At 69.9% G+C, this 17799-nt stretch carries 14 protein-coding genes and 1 pseudogene; 5 read left to right on the top strand and 10 right to left on the bottom strand.

Features of this window, described 5'->3' with window-relative positions:
* Positions 1 to 146 precede the first annotated feature (146 nt).
* Complete coding sequence (locus KY49_RS22905; protein ID WP_042586931.1) at positions 147 to 1289, top strand: alginate lyase family protein; 1143 nt, start codon at positions 147 to 149, stop codon at positions 1287 to 1289.
* A gap of 28 nt (positions 1290 to 1317) precedes the next feature.
* Entirely contained in the window at positions 1318 to 2706 is a 1389-nt protein-coding gene (locus KY49_RS22900) for an L-serine ammonia-lyase (protein ID WP_042586733.1), read from the top strand.
* Between the two features lie 33 nt (positions 2707 to 2739).
* Here KY49_RS22900 and vapB read toward each other — a convergent pair whose 3' ends face one another.
* The gene (gene vapB / locus KY49_RS22895) at positions 2740 to 2976 is read right to left on the bottom strand and encodes a type II toxin-antitoxin system VapB family antitoxin (RefSeq protein WP_042586732.1); all 237 of its coding nucleotides are present in this window, start codon (positions 2974 to 2976) and stop codon (positions 2740 to 2742) included.
* Between the two features lie 151 nt (positions 2977 to 3127).
* Here vapB and KY49_RS22890 point away from each other — a divergent pair, with 151 nt between their 5' ends.
* Complete coding sequence (locus KY49_RS22890) at positions 3128 to 4831, top strand: thiamine pyrophosphate-binding protein (RefSeq protein ID WP_042586731.1); 1704 nt, start codon at positions 3128 to 3130, stop codon at positions 4829 to 4831.
* A 16-nt stretch (positions 4832 to 4847) separates the two neighbouring features.
* Positions 4848 to 5897, top strand: a complete 1050-nt coding sequence (locus KY49_RS22885; protein ID WP_042586730.1) for an ADP-heptose--LPS heptosyltransferase — start codon at positions 4848 to 4850, stop codon at positions 5895 to 5897.
* Between the two features lie 46 nt (positions 5898 to 5943).
* Here KY49_RS22885 and KY49_RS22880 read toward each other — a convergent pair whose 3' ends face one another.
* The 5 genes and pseudogenes from KY49_RS22880 to KY49_RS22860 form a co-directional block, all read right to left on the bottom strand.
* Complete coding sequence (locus KY49_RS22880) at positions 5944 to 6975, bottom strand: helix-turn-helix domain-containing protein (protein WP_042586729.1); 1032 nt, start codon at positions 6973 to 6975, stop codon at positions 5944 to 5946.
* 141 nt (positions 6976 to 7116) lie between these two features.
* Positions 7117 to 7332 (bottom strand): annotated as a pseudogene (locus KY49_RS22875) (hypothetical protein); the annotation flags it as partial.
* Between the two features lie 84 nt (positions 7333 to 7416).
* Positions 7417 to 8943 (bottom strand): acetaldehyde dehydrogenase ExaC, encoded by a 1527-nt coding sequence (exaC, locus tag KY49_RS22870; protein ID WP_042586728.1) that lies wholly within the window; start codon positions 8941 to 8943, stop codon positions 7417 to 7419.
* A 214-nt stretch (positions 8944 to 9157) separates the two neighbouring features.
* A complete protein-coding gene (locus KY49_RS22865; RefSeq protein WP_042586727.1) occupies positions 9158 to 9625 on the bottom strand; it encodes a hypothetical protein in 468 nt (155 codons plus the stop codon).
* A gap of 211 nt (positions 9626 to 9836) precedes the next feature.
* A complete protein-coding gene (locus KY49_RS22860; RefSeq protein WP_042586726.1) occupies positions 9837 to 11387 on the bottom strand; it encodes an MFS transporter in 1551 nt (516 codons plus the stop codon).
* A gap of 148 nt (positions 11388 to 11535) precedes the next feature.
* On the opposite strand from KY49_RS22860, the gene KY49_RS22855 reads away from it, so the two are divergent.
* Positions 11536 to 12420: a LysR family transcriptional regulator gene (locus tag KY49_RS22855; RefSeq protein ID WP_042586725.1), complete on the top strand. Its 885-nt coding sequence runs from the start codon at positions 11536 to 11538 to the stop codon at positions 12418 to 12420.
* A gap of 10 nt (positions 12421 to 12430) precedes the next feature.
* Here KY49_RS22855 and eutC read toward each other — a convergent pair whose 3' ends face one another.
* The 4 genes from eutC to KY49_RS22835 form a co-directional block, all read right to left on the bottom strand.
* The gene (gene eutC / locus KY49_RS22850; RefSeq protein WP_042586724.1) at positions 12431 to 13222 is read right to left on the bottom strand and encodes an ethanolamine ammonia-lyase subunit EutC; all 792 of its coding nucleotides are present in this window, start codon (positions 13220 to 13222) and stop codon (positions 12431 to 12433) included.
* Positions 13219 to 14616 carry an ethanolamine ammonia-lyase subunit EutB gene (locus KY49_RS22845; RefSeq protein WP_010093071.1) on the bottom strand — a complete coding sequence of 466 codons (1398 nt, stop codon included), beginning with the start codon at positions 14614 to 14616 and terminating at the stop codon, positions 13219 to 13221. The genes eutC and KY49_RS22845 overlap by 4 nt, the downstream gene beginning before the upstream one ends.
* Positions 14617 to 14696: 80 nt before the next feature.
* Positions 14697 to 16109 carry an ethanolamine permease gene (gene eat / locus KY49_RS22840; protein ID WP_042586723.1) on the bottom strand — a complete coding sequence of 471 codons (1413 nt, stop codon included), beginning with the start codon at positions 16107 to 16109 and terminating at the stop codon, positions 14697 to 14699.
* 206 nt (positions 16110 to 16315) lie between these two features.
* Entirely contained in the window at positions 16316 to 17776 is a 1461-nt protein-coding gene (locus KY49_RS22835) for a mechanosensitive ion channel (protein WP_042586722.1), read from the bottom strand.
* Between the last annotated feature and the right edge of the window lie 23 nt (positions 17777 to 17799).

The raw sequence follows: 17799 nt of genomic DNA, 5'->3' as shown, positions 1-17799 counted from the left end.
GCGCGTTCGTTCCGGTTCGTTCGATGCTGCGCCGCACGCAATCCCCGGGGTTGCGTGCGGCTTTTGCGTTGGACGCCGATCCGCCTGACGTTCGTCCCCCAATCCGGCTAACATCACACGCGATCCAGCCAATGAAGGAGTTCCGCATGGTGCGTCCGATGTTCCCGGGCCGCGAATCACGGCACATGTGGCGGCGCGTGCGCGCCCGCGCGTTCGTGCCGGCGCTCGTCGCGTCGCTGTCGCTCGCCGCCGCCGGTCTCGGCGCGTCGGGCGCGGCGCGCGCGGCGATGAACTTCTGCGCGGCGCCCGCGCTGCAGTCGAGCGAGACGACCCAGGCCGAGCCGGGCGTGCAGGCGCTGATCCGCGGCGTCGACGCGCATCTCGGCGAGCAGCCGAAGGCGCTGCCGCGCGTGCACACCGAAGGCACGCTGCCGCACGAAGGCCTCTACGACCAGAGCGTCGCCGCGCTGAAGGACATGGACCTGATGCGCGACGCCGCGCTCGCGTGGCGCGTGACCAACGATCCGCGCTACCTGCAGCTCGTCGACCGCTTCCTGTCCGCGTGGGTCGCCACCTACCAGCCGAGCTTCAACCCGATCGACGAGACTCGCTTCGACAGCCTGATCCTGGCGTACGACATGACCGCGAGCGCGCTGCCGGTGAAGACCCGCAACGCCGCGTCGGCGTTCATCGCGAAGCTCGGCGCCGGCTACGTCGCGCAGATCGACGCGCAGAAGCGCCCGCTCGCCGGCACCTGGCGCAACAACTGGCAGAGCCACCGGATCAAGCTGATCGCGCTGTCCGCGTTCACGCTCGGCGACCGCCGGATGATGAACGCCGCGCAGCGCCTGTTCGTCGAGCATCTCGCCGACAACATCGCCGCGGACGGCACGACCTACGACTTCACGGAGCGTGATGCGCTGCACTACGCGGTGTACGACCTGCAGCCGCTCGTGACCGCCGCGCTCGCCGCGCGCCGCTTCAACCGCAACTGGCTGCGCGAAAAGGGCGCGAACGGCGCGACGCTCGCGGCGGCGCTCGACTGGCTCGTGCCGTACGCGCGCGGCGAGAAAACGCATGAGGAATTCGTGCATTCGCCGGTCGCGTTCGACGCGAAGCGGCGCGAGGCCGGCCTTCCCGGCTACACGGGGCAGTGGGACCCGAAAAACGCCACCGAACTCTTTCATCTGGCTGCGCGGCTCGACGGGCGCTACGCCCGCGTCGCGCAGCAGCTCTCCCCGACGCCGCCCGCATGGCTAGCCGCGTGCTTGCCGCTGCAGGCGCGCTAGACTACTTACAGCAAGACAGGAAACATAAATGGCAGTCAGCGTGTTTGACCTCTTCAAGATCGGCATCGGCCCGTCCAGCTCGCACACGGTCGGCCCGATGCGCGCCGCGCTGATGTTCGTCCAGGGCCTCGAGCGCGACGGGCAGCTCGACGCGACCGCCAGCGTGAAGGTCGAGCTGTACGGCTCGCTCGGCGCGACCGGCAAGGGCCACGGCACCGACCGCGGCGTAATGCTCGGCCTGCTCGGCGACGCGCCCGACACCGTCGATCCCGACACGATCGCCGCCCGTCTCGAAGCCGTGCGCACGTCGAAGACGCTCGCGCTGCTCGGCAAGCACCCGATTCCGTTCGTGCTGAAGGAGCACATCGCGTTCTACCGCCAGGCGCTGCCCGAGCATCCGAACGGGATGAAGCTGCGCGCGACCGACGCGAACGGCGCGGTGCTGGTCGAGCGCACCTACCTGTCGGTCGGCGGCGGCTTCGTCGTGACGGCCGGCGCGCCGAACACCAAGGTGCTGAGCGCCGCCGAGCAGATGACGCATCCGTTCACCAACGCGGCGGAGCTGCTCGCGCTGACCGAGTCGACCGGCAAGTCGATCGCGCAGCTGATGTGGGAAAACGAGCGCGCGTGGCACACCGAGGAAGAGACCCGCGACGGCCTACTGAAGATCTGGAGCGTGATGCAGTCGTGCGTGTCGCGCGGCTGCGGGATCGGCAACCCGGACGCGGACGGCAACCTGCCCGGCCCGTTCCAGGTCAAGCGCCGCGCGCCGCAGCTGTACCGCACGCTGACGGGCAGCCCGGAGCGCGCGCTGCAGGACCCGCTGTCGATGATCGACTGGATCAACCTGTACGCGATCGCGGTCAACGAGGAAAACGCGGCCGGCGGGCGCGTCGTCACCGCGCCGACCAACGGCGCGGCCGGCATCATCCCCGCGGTGCTGCATTACTACACGCGCTTCACGCCGGGCGCGAACGAGCAGGGCGTGATCGACTTCCTGCTGACGGCCGCCGCGATCGGCATCCTGTACAAGCTGAACGCGTCGATCTCCGGCGCGGAAGTCGGCTGCCAGGGTGAAGTCGGGGTCGCCTGCTCGATGGCGGCGGGCGCGCTCGCCGCGGTGCTCGGCGGCACGCCGCGCCAGGTCGAGAACGCGGCCGAGATCGGCATGGAGCACAACCTCGGCCTCACCTGCGATCCGGTCGGCGGGATGGTTCAGATCCCGTGCATCGAGCGCAACGCGATGGCGTCGGTGAAGGCGGTCAACGCGGCGCGCATGGCGCTGCGCGGCGACGGCACGCACTACGTGTCGCTCGATTCGGTGATCAAGACGATGCGCGAAACCGGCGCGGACATGAAGACGAAGTACAAGGAGACGTCGCGCGGCGGGCTGGCGGTGAATATCGTCGAGTGCTGATGGCGGTGTGCGAGAGCAGGAGCGGGCACGGCCTCACCGGCCGTCGCGTTGGGTGTGCTCCTGCTCGCCGCGGCCGTCGGCCATGAAATCCGGCCCGAATTTCGCGAACTTCTCCGGCACGCCGGCCAACCGACGCCGCGCCGGTCGAATGCGGATTTCATCACCCACGCGCTCGATTTCAAGTTCGATGTCGCTGCGTTCGTAGGCCAGATCGGCTGGAATCTGCATGGCCTGCGAATTGCCGCTCTTGAACGGTCTGGTGATATGCATGCGTTCTCCGTCAGTCGGGAATGTGCGATGGCTACTCTCCAGAATCGGCTTTGTGGCGGGCGTTCGTCAATGCACCCGCGTTCCGTCACTTTTCACCCGCCCCCGAACCGGCGTAAGCTGTACGTCCCGCTACCCAGGGAGACGGCATCTCATGTCGCATTCCGAGGATCTCGAGCCGCGCGGCGTCAATGGCGCGCGCCTGCTTGTCGATGCGTTGCTCGCCAATCACGTCGAACGCGTGTTCTGCGTGCCGGGCGAGAGCTTTCTGGCCGTGCTCGATGCGCTCGCGGACCACACCGCGCGCCTCCAGACGGTCGTCTGCCGCCACGAGGCGGCCGCCGCGAACATGGCGGAGGCGGTCGGCAAGCTGACCGGCCGCCCCGGCGTCGCGTTCGTCACGCGCGGGCCCGGCGCGACGCACGCGTCGATCGGCGTGCACACCGCGTTCCAGGATTCGACGCCGATGATCCTGTTCATCGGCCAGTGCGCGCGCGAACACCTCGACCGCGAGGCCTTCCAGGAAATCGACTACCGCCGCATGTTCGGCCAGATGGCGAAATGGGTCGCGCAGATCGACGACCCGCGCCGCATCCCTGAATACCTGAGCCACGCGTTCCACGTCGCGATGTCGGGCCGGCCGGGCCCGGTCGTGCTCGCGCTGCCGGAGGACGTGCTGTCCGAGCCGTGCGCTTCGCAGCCGGCCGCGCCGCCCGCGAAGCGCGTCGCGGCCGCGCCGTCCGCCGCGCAGATGGACGAGCTGCGCGAGCGGCTCGCGCGCGCCGAGCGGCCGCTGGTCGTCGTCGGCGGCAGTGGCTGGACGACCGACGCGTGCGCGAACCTGCGCACCTTCGTCGAGCGCTGGCAATTGCCGGTCGCGTGCGCGTTCCGCTACCAGGACACCTTCGACAACGCGCATCCGAACTACGCGGGCGACGTCGGGCTCGGCATCAATCCCGCGCTCGCGCGACGCATCCGCGACGCGGACCTGCTGTTCGCGCTCGGGCCGCGCCTCGGCGAAGCGACGACCGGCGGCTACACGCTGCTCGACATCCCGAAGACCCGCCAGACGCTGATCCACGTCCACCAGGGCGCGGACGAGCTCGGCCGGGTCTATGCGGCCGACCTGCCGATCGTGTCCGGCATGCCGGAGATCGCCGCGCCGCTCGCCGCGCTCGACCCGCCGGCCGCGCCCGCGTGGGCCGGCAGCGCCGCCGACGCGCACCGCGCGTATCTCGACTGGCACGCGCCGCTGCCGATGCCCGGCGATGTCCAGCTCGGCGACGTGATGGTGCAGTTGCGCGAACGTCTGCCGCACGACGCGATCCTGACCAACGGCGCGGGCAACTACGCGATCTGGCTGCACCGGCACTTCGCGTACCGCCATTTCCGCTCGCAGGTCGCGCCGACCAGCGGCGCGATGGGCTACGGCGTGCCGGCCGCGCTCGCCGCGAAATCGCTGTATCCGGAGCGGCCGGTCGTCGCGCTCGCGGGCGACGGCTGCTTCATGATGGCCGGCAACGAGCTGGCGACCGCGATGCAGTACGGGCTGAACATCGTCGTGATCGTCGTCAACAACGGTCATTTCGGCACGATCCGCATGCATCAGGAGCGCAACTACCCAGGGCGGGTGCACGGCACCGGGCTCACGAACCCGGATTTCGCCGCGTATGCGCGCGCGTTCGGCGCGCACGGCGAGACGGTCGAGCGCACCGCCGACTTCGCGCCCGCGCTCGAACGCGCGCTTACCTGCGGCCTGCCCGCGCTGATCGAGATCCGCGTGCCGCAGGAAGCCTGCACGCCGGCGGCGACGCTCGAGCAGATCCGCGAGCAGGGGCGCCGCGCACGCGGCGCATGACGCGGGAGCGGGCGCCGTGCCGGCCGCAGCCGCCCTGTCACCCGACGAGGCGCGCGTCTGGCCGGGCACGCTGCTCGCGCCGGACGGCACGCTCGTCGCACCCTACGACCTCGAGCACGGCCACGGCCGCGCCGCCGGCCACGTGCCGGCCGCCGTCGCGCTGGGCCTGCTGCACGCGGCGACGCAGCCGTTCCGGCTCGACTACGACGGTGCGCCGCACGTGCACGTGATCAACGGCATGGGTGTCAAGCTCGGCGATTCGGTGATCGGCCTGACCGCGCTCGCCGCGCTGCGCGAAGCGCACCCCGGACTGCGCTTCACGCTGTACCGCCCTGCCCGCGCGCCACGCTACGTCGAGACGCTGTATGCGCTCGCGGCCGACGTCGTCGCGCCGTCGCGTGCGCTGCCGTGGCCGGCCGACGCGCTGCCGGCCGCCTCGCACTGCATCGATCTCGGCAATCACCTGTACTGGCCGGATTTCGCACGGCTGCCGATGATCGACTTCTTTCTCGCCGCGCTCGGCGCGGACCCGGCGGCGCTGCCCGCATCGGCCAAGCGCAACCGCTGGCTCGCACGCGTGCCGCTCCCCGCACTGCCCGATGCGTGGCGGCGGCCGTACGCGCTGTTCTGCCCGAGCGCGAGCACCGCGGTGCGCAGCGTGCCGCCGGCGTTGCGGGCCGCTTTCGTCGACCGGCTCGCGCGGCGCTACCGGCTGCCCGTGGTCGGGTTCGGGCCGGTCGCGCATCCCGCCTATGTCGACGCGAGCGGATTCGCGCACGACACCGCGGCATTCATCGCATGGATCAAGGGGGCGAGCGTGCTGTTCGCGTCGGACAGCGCTGCCGTGCACCTCGCGGACGGCTTCGACGTGCCGACGCTCGCGTGCTTCACGACGATCGCGCCGGCGCTGCGCGTGCGCGACTATCCGCATTGCATGCCGGTCGCGCTCGACCTGCCGGACGCGCTGCGCGGGCTGCACCGCAGCGAAGCGCCGGATGCCCTCGCGGCGGTCGAGGCCGCCTATCGCGCGGTCGATTGGGATGCGGTGGGCTGGCCGGTCATCTGACCCGCGGCGCCATCGCGCATTCGCCGCCCCCGCCGCTACCTCGCCATTACCCCGCCGCGACCATCGTCACGCTCTCGCGCAGCGTCTCCGACGGTCGCTTGCCGAACATCCGCCGGTAATCGGTCGCGAACTGGCTCAGGTGCCAGAAGCCCCACGCCTCGGCGACGTCCTGCACGGACCCCACCGCGCGGCCGCACAGGTCGCGCCGCGCGCCGTTCAGCCGCAGCGTGCGCAGATAGGTCGCGGGCGCCATCCCGAGCACGTCCTGGAAGCAGTACTGCAGCGTGCGGCGGCTCACGTGCAGCCGTTCGCACAGCTCGGGCACGCCGACCGGGCGCGAGCGGTGCGCGAGCACGTAGTCGCGCGCCTGCTCGACGATCCGGCGCCGCCGCGACAGCGCCGTGCCGGCCGCGCCGTCGGCGGGCAGCGCGCACACGTCGAACAGCGCCGCGAGCACCTCGGCCTGCAGGTCGTTGCGCAGCGGGTCCGACAGCGGCGCGGCGGCGGCCGCGTCGTCGAGCCGCGCGCCGAGCAGCGCGCACAGGCGCGTGAGCCGCGCCTCGCCGACCTGCATCACGCTCTGCGCGGGCAGCCGGTCGTCGAGCCCGCTGCGCTCGACCTGCTCCGCGTAGCGGCGCAGCACGTCGCCGCGCACGACGACGCCGTAGATCGAGAACTGCGCGGGCGTCAGCAATTCGAATTCGACGTTGCCGGGCCGGAACGCGAGCGCGCCGGCCTCGATCCGGTGCGCGTCGACGCGCGCCGCGCCGTCGCGCACGAGCGGGATGCCGAACCAGTACGCATCGCCGCGCACCTCGCACGCCTGGCGCAGCATGTGGCTCGTCGATTCGCGGAACAGCTTCATCGTGTCGAGCGGCAGCTCGGTCAGCGTGCCGACGAAGCGGCCCGCCGCGAGCTGGTCGTAGGTCTGCCGCCAGCCGATCAGGTTGCGCGCCTGCTCGTCGGCGTCGTGCGCGACGCTGACGACGGCCTGCCCGGCCGGCACGTCGCCGCCTTGCGCGCTGCGTTGCGTGTCCTCGGCCGTCGGCTCGGCGGCACGCTCCACTCGTTCACTCATCGTGTTTCTCCTTCAACCGCCCGGAACTGCGCATGACACGCAAGTCCCGTGCCGAATCGCGTGCGATCCGGCTCAAGCCCGTCATTCAACGACGGCGCGCCCGGACGCGCAATTCGGGCTGACCGCGATGCCGCGCGACGCGCACCCGGCTGGTGCAGCCGCGCGGCCGCCGCACCCGGCGCCGACGAACATGAACGGTTGCGTCTCGATGAAATGCCGCGCGCCGACGCTCGGCCACGTCGGGACGACGTCGCGCATGCGCCCGGCCTCGTCGACGACGCCGAAGCGGCGATGCGCGTCGCGCTCGCCGTCGTGAAACACCGGATGCCGGGCAATCGGCAGAACCGGTTCCGCCATGTCGGCTCCTCGCGGAACGCGCCGGCGCGGGCTGACGCGCGCCGGCGCGCGAACGCGAACGGCGCGCGCCCGCACGAGCGGCGATCAGAAGAACCCGAGCGCCTCGGCCTGGTAGCTGACCAGCAGGCACTTCGTCTGCTGGTAGTTCGACAGCGCCATCTTGTGCGTCTCGCGGCCGATGCCCGACTGCTTGTAGCCGCCGAACGCCGCATGCGCGGGGTACAGGTGGTAGCAGTTGGTCCACACGCGGCCGGCCTCGATCTCGCGGCCCATCCGGTACGCGCGCGTGCCGTTGCGCGTCCACACGCCCGCGCCGAGGCCGTAGAACGTGTCGTTCGCGAGCTCGATCGCTTCCTGCTCGTCCTTGAACGTCATCACCGACGCGACCGGCCCGAAGATCTCTTCCTGGAACACGCGCATCTTGTTGTTGCCGAACAGCATCGTCGGCTTCACGTAGTAGCCCGTGCCGAGGTCGGCCGCCGGCGCCGTGCGCTCGCCGCCCGTCAGGCATTGCGCGCCTTCGCCGCGGCCGATGTCGATGTACGACAGGATCTTGTCGAGCTGCTGCTGCGACGCCTGCGCGCCGATCATCGTCTGCAGGTCGAGCGGATGGCCGGCCTTGATGCGCTCGACGCGCGCGACCGCCTTCTCGATGAAGCGCTCGTAGATCGACTCCTGGATCAGCACGCGCGACGGGCACGTGCACACCTCGCCCTGGTTCAGCGCGAACATCGCGAGCCCTTCGAGCGCCTTGTCGAGGAACGCGTCGTCCTGGTCGAGCACGTCGGCGAAGAAGATGTTCGGACTCTTGCCGCCCAGCTCGACCGTCGACGGGATCAGGTTGTCGGCGGCGGCGCGCAGGATGTGCTTGCCGACCGGCGTCGAGCCCGTGAACGCGATCTTCGCGATGCGCTTGCTCGTCGCGAGCGCTTCGCCGGCCTCCTTGCCGAAGCCGTTCACGATGTTGATCACGCCGGGCGGGAACAGGTCGCCGATCAGCTCCATCAGCACGAGCACCGACGCGGGCGTCTGCTCGGCCGGCTTCATCACGATGCAGCAGCCCGCCGCGAGCGCCGGTGCGAGCTTCCACGCGGCCATCAGCAGCGGGAAGTTCCACGGGATGATCTGGCCGATGACGCCGACCGGCTCATGGAAGTGGTACGCGACCGTGTTGTCGTCGATCTCGGAGATGCCGCCTTCCTGCGCGCGGATGCAGCCCGCGAAATAGCGGAAGTGGTCGACGGCGAGCGGCAGGTCGGCGGCCATCGTCTCGCGCAGCGGCTTGCCGTTGTCGATCGTTTCCGCGACGGCGAGCAGCTTCAGGTTCTTTTCCATCCGGTCGGCCGCGGCGAGCAGCAGGTTCGCGCGCTCGGTCACCGACGTCTTGCCCCACTTGCGGCGCGCGGCATGGGCCGCGTCGAGCGCGATCTCGATGTCGTCGGCGCCGGAGCGCGGAATGCGGCAGAACGGCTGGCCGTTGATCGGCGACACGTTCTCGAAGTATTCGCCCTTGACCGGAGGCACCCACTTGCCGCCGATGTAGTTGTCGTATTGCTGACGGTACGGGTATTCGACGTCGAGGCCCAGTTGTTTCAGGTCGAACGGGTTCATCAGATGTCTCCTGTTCATCTTGCTTTGTGCAATTGCGGCGCCGGTTGCGCGCGTTCACTACACAGCAACATGCATGCCATCGTGCACGGCCCCGCCCGCGCGCGCGCCGCGCGCCCGCCATCCCGGCGGGTTGTGCAGATTCGGAGCACCTTCAGCGGTTCGCACGCGCCACACTGTGCCAATTGCGGACAGCGGCGTGCGGGCAAATGGCGCATCAGCCTCGCTTGTATCGCAAGGCTTCCCTGCTCAACGTGCCGAGCGACGCGCCGAATCGGTTGGCGGGTTGTCCATTGTTGACGGCCGAGTAGTCGCGCAAGCCTTCCTTTGCCCCCTTGAGTCCCCAACGTTCGACCGACGTGTTCGGGGCCAACACGGGATTAGGGGTGGTCGCCATCCTGTCCTGAATGCCGAGCGCGAAATAGACCCGCTTCTTCGCCCCGTACAGCACCGGCGTTGCCTTGACCAACGGATCGCCCGTCGCCCCCGCCAGGAACCGGGCATACATGTAGTGCTCGGCGGCGGCAAGATTGATGTCTTTCGGGAGTTGTGTACGACGGAGCAACTGCAACGATCGAAATGCGCGGCGCACCTGTTCCACGATGTCCCCCTCGCCTCCGCTCTCACACGACATCGCAAATTTGATGGTGTGTAGAACGACTTTGTCACTGACTTGCTCACTCATCCCGATTCTCCTGTGGCTTTCTACGGCGCTTCGAGACGCCGCGTATCGCCTTCACCGAAAGATCGATGTGTACGTGGCGCGGTCGTCTTACAGTTTCGGAACGGAAGCCGAAAAATCAAGCGAAAGTTGTGAATGCGACGATGCGCAACGGTTGAGCGACGCGCCGCCGGTGCCGGCACGACGCGCCGGCTCGCGAGCAGCGGCCCGTCGGTCAGGCCCGCCGCGCGCATGCCTCGCCGGACTCCACGCCACGCCGCCCACCCAGAAACACGAACACGACCGCCGCGCACAGCAGCGTGACGACGGCCAGCCCGATCAGCAGATGGTTGAACGCCTGCAGGTAGCTGTGCCGCAGCAGCGCGCGGCCGGCCTCAGGCCATGCGGCCGCCGCGCCGCCGAGGTCGCCGGTCGCGAGCCGGGCGGACGCGCGGACGATCGCATCGGGCGTCGCCCCCGCCACGGACACCCCTGCGCCCGCGCGCAGTCCCGCCTGCGCAAGCGTCGCGAGCACCGCGCCGGCGATCGCGAGCGCGATGCCCTCGCCCGCCACCCGCGTCGTGCTGAAGATGCCGGTCGCCATCCCGGCGCGCTCCTTCGGCACGACGCTCACCGACAGCCCGTCCATCAGCCCCCACGGCATGCCGGCGCCGACGCCGATCGCGAGCATCGGCGCGATCGCCGCCGGCCCTGCGCCGTGGCGCAATGCGACGCCCAGCCACACGAGCCCCGCCGCCGCGATCACGAGCCCGACGCCGGAAATCACGCCGGCCGACAGCCGGCGCGCGAGCGTCGCCGCGACGAGCGGCACGACCAGCATCGGCGCGGAGATCGCGAGCATCAGCCAGCCGGCGTCGATCTCGCTGAAGCCGTCGATGCCGATGAAGCGCAGCGGCAGCACGACCAGCAGCACGATATAGCAGCAGCACGTCGACACCGGCAGCACCTGCACGCCGACGAAGCGCGGGATGCGGAACAGCGACAGGTCGAGCATCGGCCGCGCGACGCGGGTCTCGATCGCGACGAACGCCGCCGCGAAGAGCGCCGCGCCGGCCAGCAGCCCGATGACGAGCGGGCTCGTCCAGCCGCGCTCCGGCGCCTCGATCACGCCGAACGTGAGCAGCGTGAGCGCGGCGGTAAACGCGGCGGTGCCGGGCCAGTCGAGCCCCGTCGCGTGCGGGTCGCGCGACTCGCGCATGCGCGGCAGCCCGAACGCGAGCGACAGCGCGCCGGCCGCCGCGCCCGTCACGAAGATCGCGCGCCAGCCGTAGCGCTCGATCAGGCAGCCGGCCAGCACCGGGCCGAATGCGAGGCCGACGCCGAACGTCGTGCCGAGCAGGCTGAACGCGCGCGTGCGCGCCGGGCCGTCGAACTCCTGCGCAAGCGCGGCGGTGCCGCCCGCGAGCGCCGCGGCGGCAGCCAGGCCTTGCGCTGCGCGCAGCAGGTCGAGCACGACGATCGACGGCGCGAACGCGAGCGCGACCGAGAACAGCGTGAACGCGGCGACGCCGATCGCGAACACGCGCTTGCGGCCGAACTGGTCGGCGAGCGCGCCGGCGGCCATCAGGAAGCTGCCGAACGCGAGCATGAACGCGTTCGTGATCCAGTTCAGCGCGACCGGCCCGCCGTGCAGGTCGCGGCCGATCGCGGGCGTCGCGACCGCGCCGCCGGAAAAGCTCAGCGGCAGCGCGACCGCGGCCGCGCATACCGCGGCCAGCACGAGCGTGCGGCGGTACGCCGACGCGGCGGAAAACGTGTGGTCCATCTCTCGCTCCTCGAAAACCCGGCGCACCCGCGCCGTCGAAGCGACACACGATAATTCGGATTCAATCGCCGAAAAACCACGCCGAACTCCGGATATAGCGGACTAGAATTCCTGAATTTCAACGCTCTGGCCCCTATCCGGAACCTCGATGAACAACCTGAACGGCATCGTCGCTTTCGTGCGCACCGCGGAAACGCTGAGCTTCGTCGCGGCCGGCCGCGCGCTCGGCATTTCGGCGTCGGCGGTCGGCAAGACGATCGCGAAGCTCGAGCAGTCGCTCGGCGTGCGCCTGTTCCACCGCACCACGCGCCGCGTCACGCTGACCGACGAGGGCCGGCACTTCTTCGAGCGCTGCCAGCGCATCCTCGAGGACTTCCGCGACGCGGAGGCGACCGTGACCGCGTCCGCGCAGCGGCCGCGCGGCAAGCTGCGCGTGAGCCTGCCCGTGATCGGCTACCGGTTCCTGCTGCCGGTGCTGCCGGAATTCCGGCGGCACTATCCGGACGTCGAATTGGACCTCGATTTCAACGACAGGATGGTGGACGTCGTCGAAGGCGGGTTCGACGCGGTGATCAGGAGCGGGGCGCTGTCGGATTCGAGCCTGATGTCGCGGCGGCTCGGCCCGTTCGGGTTCGTGCTGTGCGCGACGCCCGCGTATCTCGCGCAGGCGGGCACGCCGCGCGTGCCGCGCGACCTGGAGGCGCACGATTGCGTGCGCTACTGCTTTCCGACCACGGGCAAGCTGCAGGACTGGGCGCTCGCGGCCGACGACGGCACGCCGCTGAAGCTGCGCACCGCGATGACCTGCAACAACATGGAGGCGCTGCGCGGCGCGGTGCTCGCGGGCCTCGGCATCGGCTACATGCCCGACTTCCTCGCGCGCGACGCGCTGGCGCACGGCGCGCTCGTCACCGTGCTCGACGACTACCGGATCGCGCCGGGGCAATTCTCGATCGTGTGGCCGTCGAGCCGGCAACTGTCGCCGAAGCTGCGCGTGTTCGTCGACTTTCTGTGTGAGCGGCTGTTCAGGTAGCGGCGCGCGGTCACACCGCGCCGATCCGCTCGGCTTCCGCCTGCGGCAGCAGCGCGTCGCTGTCGTCCTTCAGCCCGACGCCCGTGAGCCGGAGCCTGCGCGCCTGCGTCAGCAGGTAGTGCAGCTTGTGCGCGGCCGCGTCGTACGGCAGCCCTTCCGGCCGCACGTTCGAGATGCAGTTGCGCAGCGCGTCGTGGCAGCCGACCTTCGGCGCATAGGTGAGATAGACGCCGAGGCTGTCCGGCGAACTCAGCCCCGGCCGCTCGCCGATCAGCATCGCGACGAGCGTCGCGCGCAGCAGCTCGCCGATCTCGTCGCCGAGCGCGACGCGCGCCTGCCGCGCGACGACCACCGGCCCGATCCGCCAGCCGTCCGCGTCGAGCCGCGGCCGCACCGCCTCCAGCAGCGGCAGCGCCTGCTTCGCGGCCGCGAACGCGGACAGCCCGTCGCCGACCACGAACACCACGTCGGGCGCATCGTCCAGCGCCGCGCCGTAGCCGGCGAGCAGCCCGCGGCTGTCGTCGGACAGCTTGCGGCCGAGGTCGGGCCGGCGCAGGTAGTGCTGGCGGTCCGGCGCCGCGCTCTGCACGCCGAGCGTCGGCAGCCCGGCATCCTCGATCTCGCGCCGCAGCGTGTCGGCGTCGAGCGGCTGGTGCACCGCGTCGCGCGCCTGCGCGTGCGACAGGTTGAACGCGAGCAGCGGCGCGGTCGGCAGGCTGTTGCCCGCGCGGCCGAGCGCGATCCGCGCGTTCGTGAACGACTTCAGCTGCCCCCACGGGTTCTTTTCGACGGCGTCGCTCATGCTGAAAGCCCCATCCAGTCGTTCGCGCCCGCGAGCAGCGGCACGCGGGCCGACGCGGCGCGCAACGCGCCGTGCGCGTCGGCGATCTCCATCGTCTCCAGCCATTCCTCGAACTCGGGCGCGCGGCGCAGGCCGAGCACCTCGCGCACGTACAGCTGGTCGTGGAACGACGTGCTCTGGTAGTTCAGCATCACGTCGTCCGCGCCCGGAATCCCCATGATGAAGTTGATGCCGGCCGCACCGAGCAGCGTCAGCAGCGTGTCCATGTCGTCCTGGTCCGCTTCCGCGTGGTTCGTGTAGCAGATGTCGCAGCCCATCGGCACGCCGAGCAGCTTGCCGCAGAAATGATCCTCGAGCCCCGCGCGGATGATCTGCTTGCCGTCGTACAGGTATTCGGGCCCGATGAAGCCGACCACCGTGTTCACGAGGAACGGCTCGAACTTGCGCGCGACCGCGTATGCGCGCACCTCGCAGGTCTGCTGGTCGACGCCGTGGTGCGCGTTCGCGGACAGCGCGCTGCCCTGCCCCGTCTCGAAGTACATGAGATTGTTGCCGACCGTGCCGCGCTGGAGCGACAGCGCCGCGTCGCGCGCCTCGCCGAGCAGCGCGAGCGAGATGCCGAAGCTCGCGTTCGCCTTCTCGGTGCCCGCGATCGACTGGAACACCAGATCGACCGGCGCGCCCTTCTCGATCGCCGCGATCGTGTTGGTCACGTGCGTGAGCACGCACGACTGGGTCGGCACGCGGTAGCGCTCGCGGAAGCCGTCGATCATCGCGAGCAGCTTCACGATCGCGGCGAGGCTGTCGGTGGCCGGGTTGATGCCGATCATCGCGTCGCCGCAGCCGTACATCAGCCCGTCGAGCATCGATGCGGCGATCCCCTTCACGTCGTCGGTCGGGTGGTTCGGCTGCAGGCGCACCGACATCCGGCCCGGCAGCCCGACCGTGTTGCGAAAGCGCGTGACGACGCGGCGCTTCCTCGCCGCCGCGATCAGGTCCTGGTTGCGCATCAGCTTCGACACGGCCGCGACCATCTCCGGCGTGAGGCCCGGCGCGATCCGTTCGAGCGCCGCGCCGTCGGCCGCCGGCGACAGCAGCCAGTTGCGGAAGTCGCCGACCGTCAGGTGCGAGATTTCCGCGAACGCGGCCGCATCGTGATCGTCGACGATCAGGCGCGTGACCTCGTCGTCTTCGTAGGGAATCAGCGCTTCGCTCAGGAACGCCTTGAGCGGCACGCCCGCGAGCGCGATCTTCGCGGCGACGCGCTCCTCCTCGCTCGCCGCCGCGACGCCGGCGAGCTGGTCGCCGGAACGCAGCGGGCTCGCCTTCGCGAGCAGCGTCTTCAGGTCCGCGAAGCGGTAGGTGCGCGAACCGATCGTCTCCGTGTAGGACATTGTGCGAGTCTCCTTGCCAAAAGCCGACGGCGCGCCCTTGCCGCGGGCGCGCCGGATGCCGTGTCAACGGCCCATCACCTTCATTCCTCCAGCAGCGCGTCGCCCGGCGCGCTCGCGCGCTGCGCGCGGGTCGCGAGGAAGTACGCGTAGCCGAGCGCGAGGAACGCGACGAACACCATCGCGACGAGCCCGTTGAAATACACCATCGTCGCGAGACAGATCAGCGCGGCGACGATCGCGAACGCCGGGAACAACGGATACAGCGGCGCGCGGAACGGCCGCGCCATGCCCGGCTGCGTGCGGCGCAGCTTGAACAGCGCGGCCATGCTGACGATATACATCACGATCGCGCCGAACACCGACATCGTGACGATGTTCGCGGTCAGCGTCTGGCCGCCGAACTGGATCAGCTCGTCGCTGTAGATCGCCGCGATGCCGACCACGCCGCCCGCGAGGATCGCGCGATGCGGGGTCTTGAAGCGCGGGTGCACCTTGCCGAGCCACTCCGGCAGGTAGCCTTCGCGGGCCAGCGCGAAGATCTGGCGCGAGTAGCCGAGGATGATCCCGTGGAACGATGCGACGAGGCCGAACAGGCCGAGCCACACGAGCATGTGCATCCAGCCGCTGTTCTCGCCGACGATGTATTTCATCGCCTGCGGCAGCGGGTCGTTGATGTTCGCGAGCTTGGTCCAGTCGCCCGCGCCGCCCGCGAACACCATCACGCCGATCGCGAGAATGACGAGCGTCAGGATGCCGGCCACGTACGCGATCGGGATCGAGCGCTTCGGGTTCTTCGCTTCCTCGGCCGCCATCGCGACGCCTTCGATCGCGAGGAAGAACCAGATCGCGAACGGGATCGCCGCGAACATCCCGTGGAACGAGCCGACGCTGAAGTGATCGGCGCCCGCCCAGCCGCCCTTCATGAAGTTGCTCCACGCGAAGCCCGGCGACACGACGCCCATGAACACCAGCAGCTCGAAGATCGCGAGCAGCGTGACGACGAGCTCGAAGGTCGCGGCGATCTGCACGCCGACGATGTTCAGCGCCATGAACACGAGATACGCGCCCATCGCCGCATGCTTCGGTTCGAGCCCCGGAAACTGCACGTGCAGGTACGCGCCGATCGCGAGCGCGATCGCGGGCGGCGCGAACACGAATTCGACGAGCGTCGCCGCGCCCGCCAGGTAGCCGCCCGTCGGGCCGAACGCGCGGCGCGCATACGCGAACGGGCCGCCCGCATGCGGAATCGACGTGGTCAGCTCGGTGAAGCTGAAGATGAAGGTGGTGTACATCGCCGCGACGAACAGCGCGGTGACCACGAAGCCCAGCGTGCCCGCGCTCGCCCAGCCGTAACTCCAGCCGAAATACTCGCCGGAAATCACGAGGCCGACTGCGATGCCCCACAGCTGCCAGGTCCCGAGCGTCTGCTGCAGCGCGGGCTGGCCGGACGACTTGCCGCCGGCGGCGGGCCGGCCATTCGACTCTGCTTTCATCGGTTTCTCCTCAAGGGCGCCAGACCGCGTGTCCGTCCGGCGGCGCGCCGCGAGGGCGCGTCCGCCGGGCTGGTCTGCACGACTGAGAATCGATGCTAGTGAGTCATTAATCGACGTGTTATCGAAATTCGGCAAAGGTCCGCGCGGTCGTTTCCGTAAGCAAAACGTCAGCGCGGCCCATCGCTCGTTCGTTGCTCATTTGCCGCTTACTCGCCGCCGCGCTGGTTGAACCAGCGATCGAGCAGCTTGCCGGCCGCGTCGCGTCCGCCGAGGCCGAACGACAGCGCGACCGCCACCGCGATCGCGCCGAGCACGAGGCCGAACGCGAGCTGCACGATCTCGTTCGCGATGCCCATCGCGCGCAGCCCCATCGCGAACACGAGGCCGAGGATCGCGAACTGCGCGATGCGCGCGAACAGCACGCTGTGCTGCGTGTCCGCCTGCTGGATCACGCGGCGCGCGAGGCCCGCGAGCCAGAAGCCGATCACGAGGATCACGCCGCCCATCAGCACGTGCCCGCCGAACTCGATGAACAGCGTGACCACGTCGCGCACCTGCGAGAAGCCGAGCCGGTTCGACGCCTCGACCGCGGCGAACAGCATCGCGAAGAACACGATCAGCCGCGCGGCCAGCACCGACGGCTGCAGCATGCCCGAGAACACCGGCTCGACGCCGAGCACCTTCGGCAGGCCGTCGACGCCCGCCGCGACCAGCAGCTTTTGCGCGAGCGCGGCGACGAAGCGCGCGAAGTAGAACGTGACGAGCACGATCACGAGTGCCGCGACGATGTCCGGCACCGCGGCGAGGAACTGGTTCAGCATGTTGGTCGCGGGGCCGGAGATCACGTCGATCTTCAGCGCGTCGAGCGCGGAGATCAGCGTCGGCACGAACACGAACACGTAGACGACCGTGCCGACGAAGCTCGACACGCGCACCGGCGTCGGGCTGTCGAGGCGCTCGGTGAGCTTGTCCGCGCCCGCCGCGATCAGCAGGTTCGTGACGAGCCCGCGCAGCACGCGCGCGACGATCCAGCCGACGACGCCGATCACGGCCGCCGCGAACAGGTTCGGCACGATCGCGAGCAGCTTGTCGACCATCCCCTGCACCGGCGACAGCAGGCCCGACAGCGCGAACGCGGACAGGATCGCCGGCAGGAACATCAGGATCACGAGCCAGAACAGCACGTCGCCGAGATAACCGCTCATCGGCTGCATGCCGGCGCTTTCGGTCAGCTTTTCGTCGACCTTGCACGCTTTCAGCGCGCGGTTCGCGAGGCTGCGCAACAGCGACGCGATCAGCCACGCGATCAGCGCGAGCGCCGCGCCGCCGATCAGGTTCGGCAGGTAGTCGACGATGTGGGTGACGAGCAGCGAGAACGGATTGGACACCGCGTACAGGTTGAGCACGTTGAAGATGCCCACCGCGGTGACGAGCAGTATGAGCCAGAACAGGCCGCCGGCGACGATGCGCTCGACGTACGCGCCCTGGCCGGTGCTTTCGGCGATCCGCTGGTCGACCTTCAGCGCACCGAGCAGCCGCAGCGTGCCGGCCCGCGCCGCGACGGCGATCAGCCAGCCGATCACCAGGATGCCGATCGCGCCGGCGATCTTGGGCAGGTATCCCCCTAGCGTGGTCTGCAGCGTTGTGATGAAGCTGGATGCATCCATTTCTTCTCTCCCGAAAACGTGGC

This window comes from Burkholderia sp. MSHR3999 (genome assembly GCF_000833595.1).
Taxonomy (GTDB): Bacteria; Pseudomonadota; Gammaproteobacteria; order Burkholderiales; family Burkholderiaceae; genus Burkholderia; species Burkholderia ubonensis.
Note: the sequence above shows the minus strand (reverse complement) of the source record. Positions and strands in the feature narration are given on the sequence as shown.

Bases quoted from the DNA above. Each gene is read 5' to 3' on its own strand.
- vapB (WP_042586732.1), bottom strand. From the start codon at position 2,976: ATGCATATCACCAGACCGTTCAAGAGCGGCAATTCGCAGGCCATGCAG.
- KY49_RS22835 (WP_042586722.1), bottom strand. From the start codon at position 17,776: ATGGATGCATCCAGCTTCATCACAACGCTGCAGACCACGCTAGGGGGA.
- KY49_RS22905 (WP_042586931.1), top strand. From the start codon at position 147: ATGGTGCGTCCGATGTTCCCGGGCCGCGAATCACGGCACATGTGGCGG.
- KY49_RS22900 (WP_042586733.1), top strand. From the start codon at position 1,318: ATGGCAGTCAGCGTGTTTGACCTCTTCAAGATCGGCATCGGCCCGTCC.
- KY49_RS22865 (WP_042586727.1), bottom strand. From the start codon at position 9,625: ATGAGTGAGCAAGTCAGTGACAAAGTCGTTCTACACACCATCAAATTT.
- eat (WP_042586723.1), bottom strand. From the start codon at position 16,109: ATGAAAGCAGAGTCGAATGGCCGGCCCGCCGCCGGCGGCAAGTCGTCC.
- eutC (WP_042586724.1), bottom strand. From the start codon at position 13,222: ATGAGCGACGCCGTCGAAAAGAACCCGTGGGGGCAGCTGAAGTCGTTC.
- KY49_RS22855 (WP_042586725.1), top strand. From the start codon at position 11,536: ATGAACAACCTGAACGGCATCGTCGCTTTCGTGCGCACCGCGGAAACG.
- KY49_RS22890 (WP_042586731.1), top strand. From the start codon at position 3,128: ATGTCGCATTCCGAGGATCTCGAGCCGCGCGGCGTCAATGGCGCGCGC.
- KY49_RS22860 (WP_042586726.1), bottom strand. From the start codon at position 11,387: ATGGACCACACGTTTTCCGCCGCGTCGGCGTACCGCCGCACGCTCGTG.
- exaC (WP_042586728.1), bottom strand. From the start codon at position 8,943: ATGAACCCGTTCGACCTGAAACAACTGGGCCTCGACGTCGAATACCCG.
- KY49_RS22880 (WP_042586729.1), bottom strand. From the start codon at position 6,975: ATGAGTGAACGAGTGGAGCGTGCCGCCGAGCCGACGGCCGAGGACACG.
- KY49_RS22845 (WP_010093071.1), bottom strand. From the start codon at position 14,616: ATGTCCTACACGGAGACGATCGGTTCGCGCACCTACCGCTTCGCGGAC.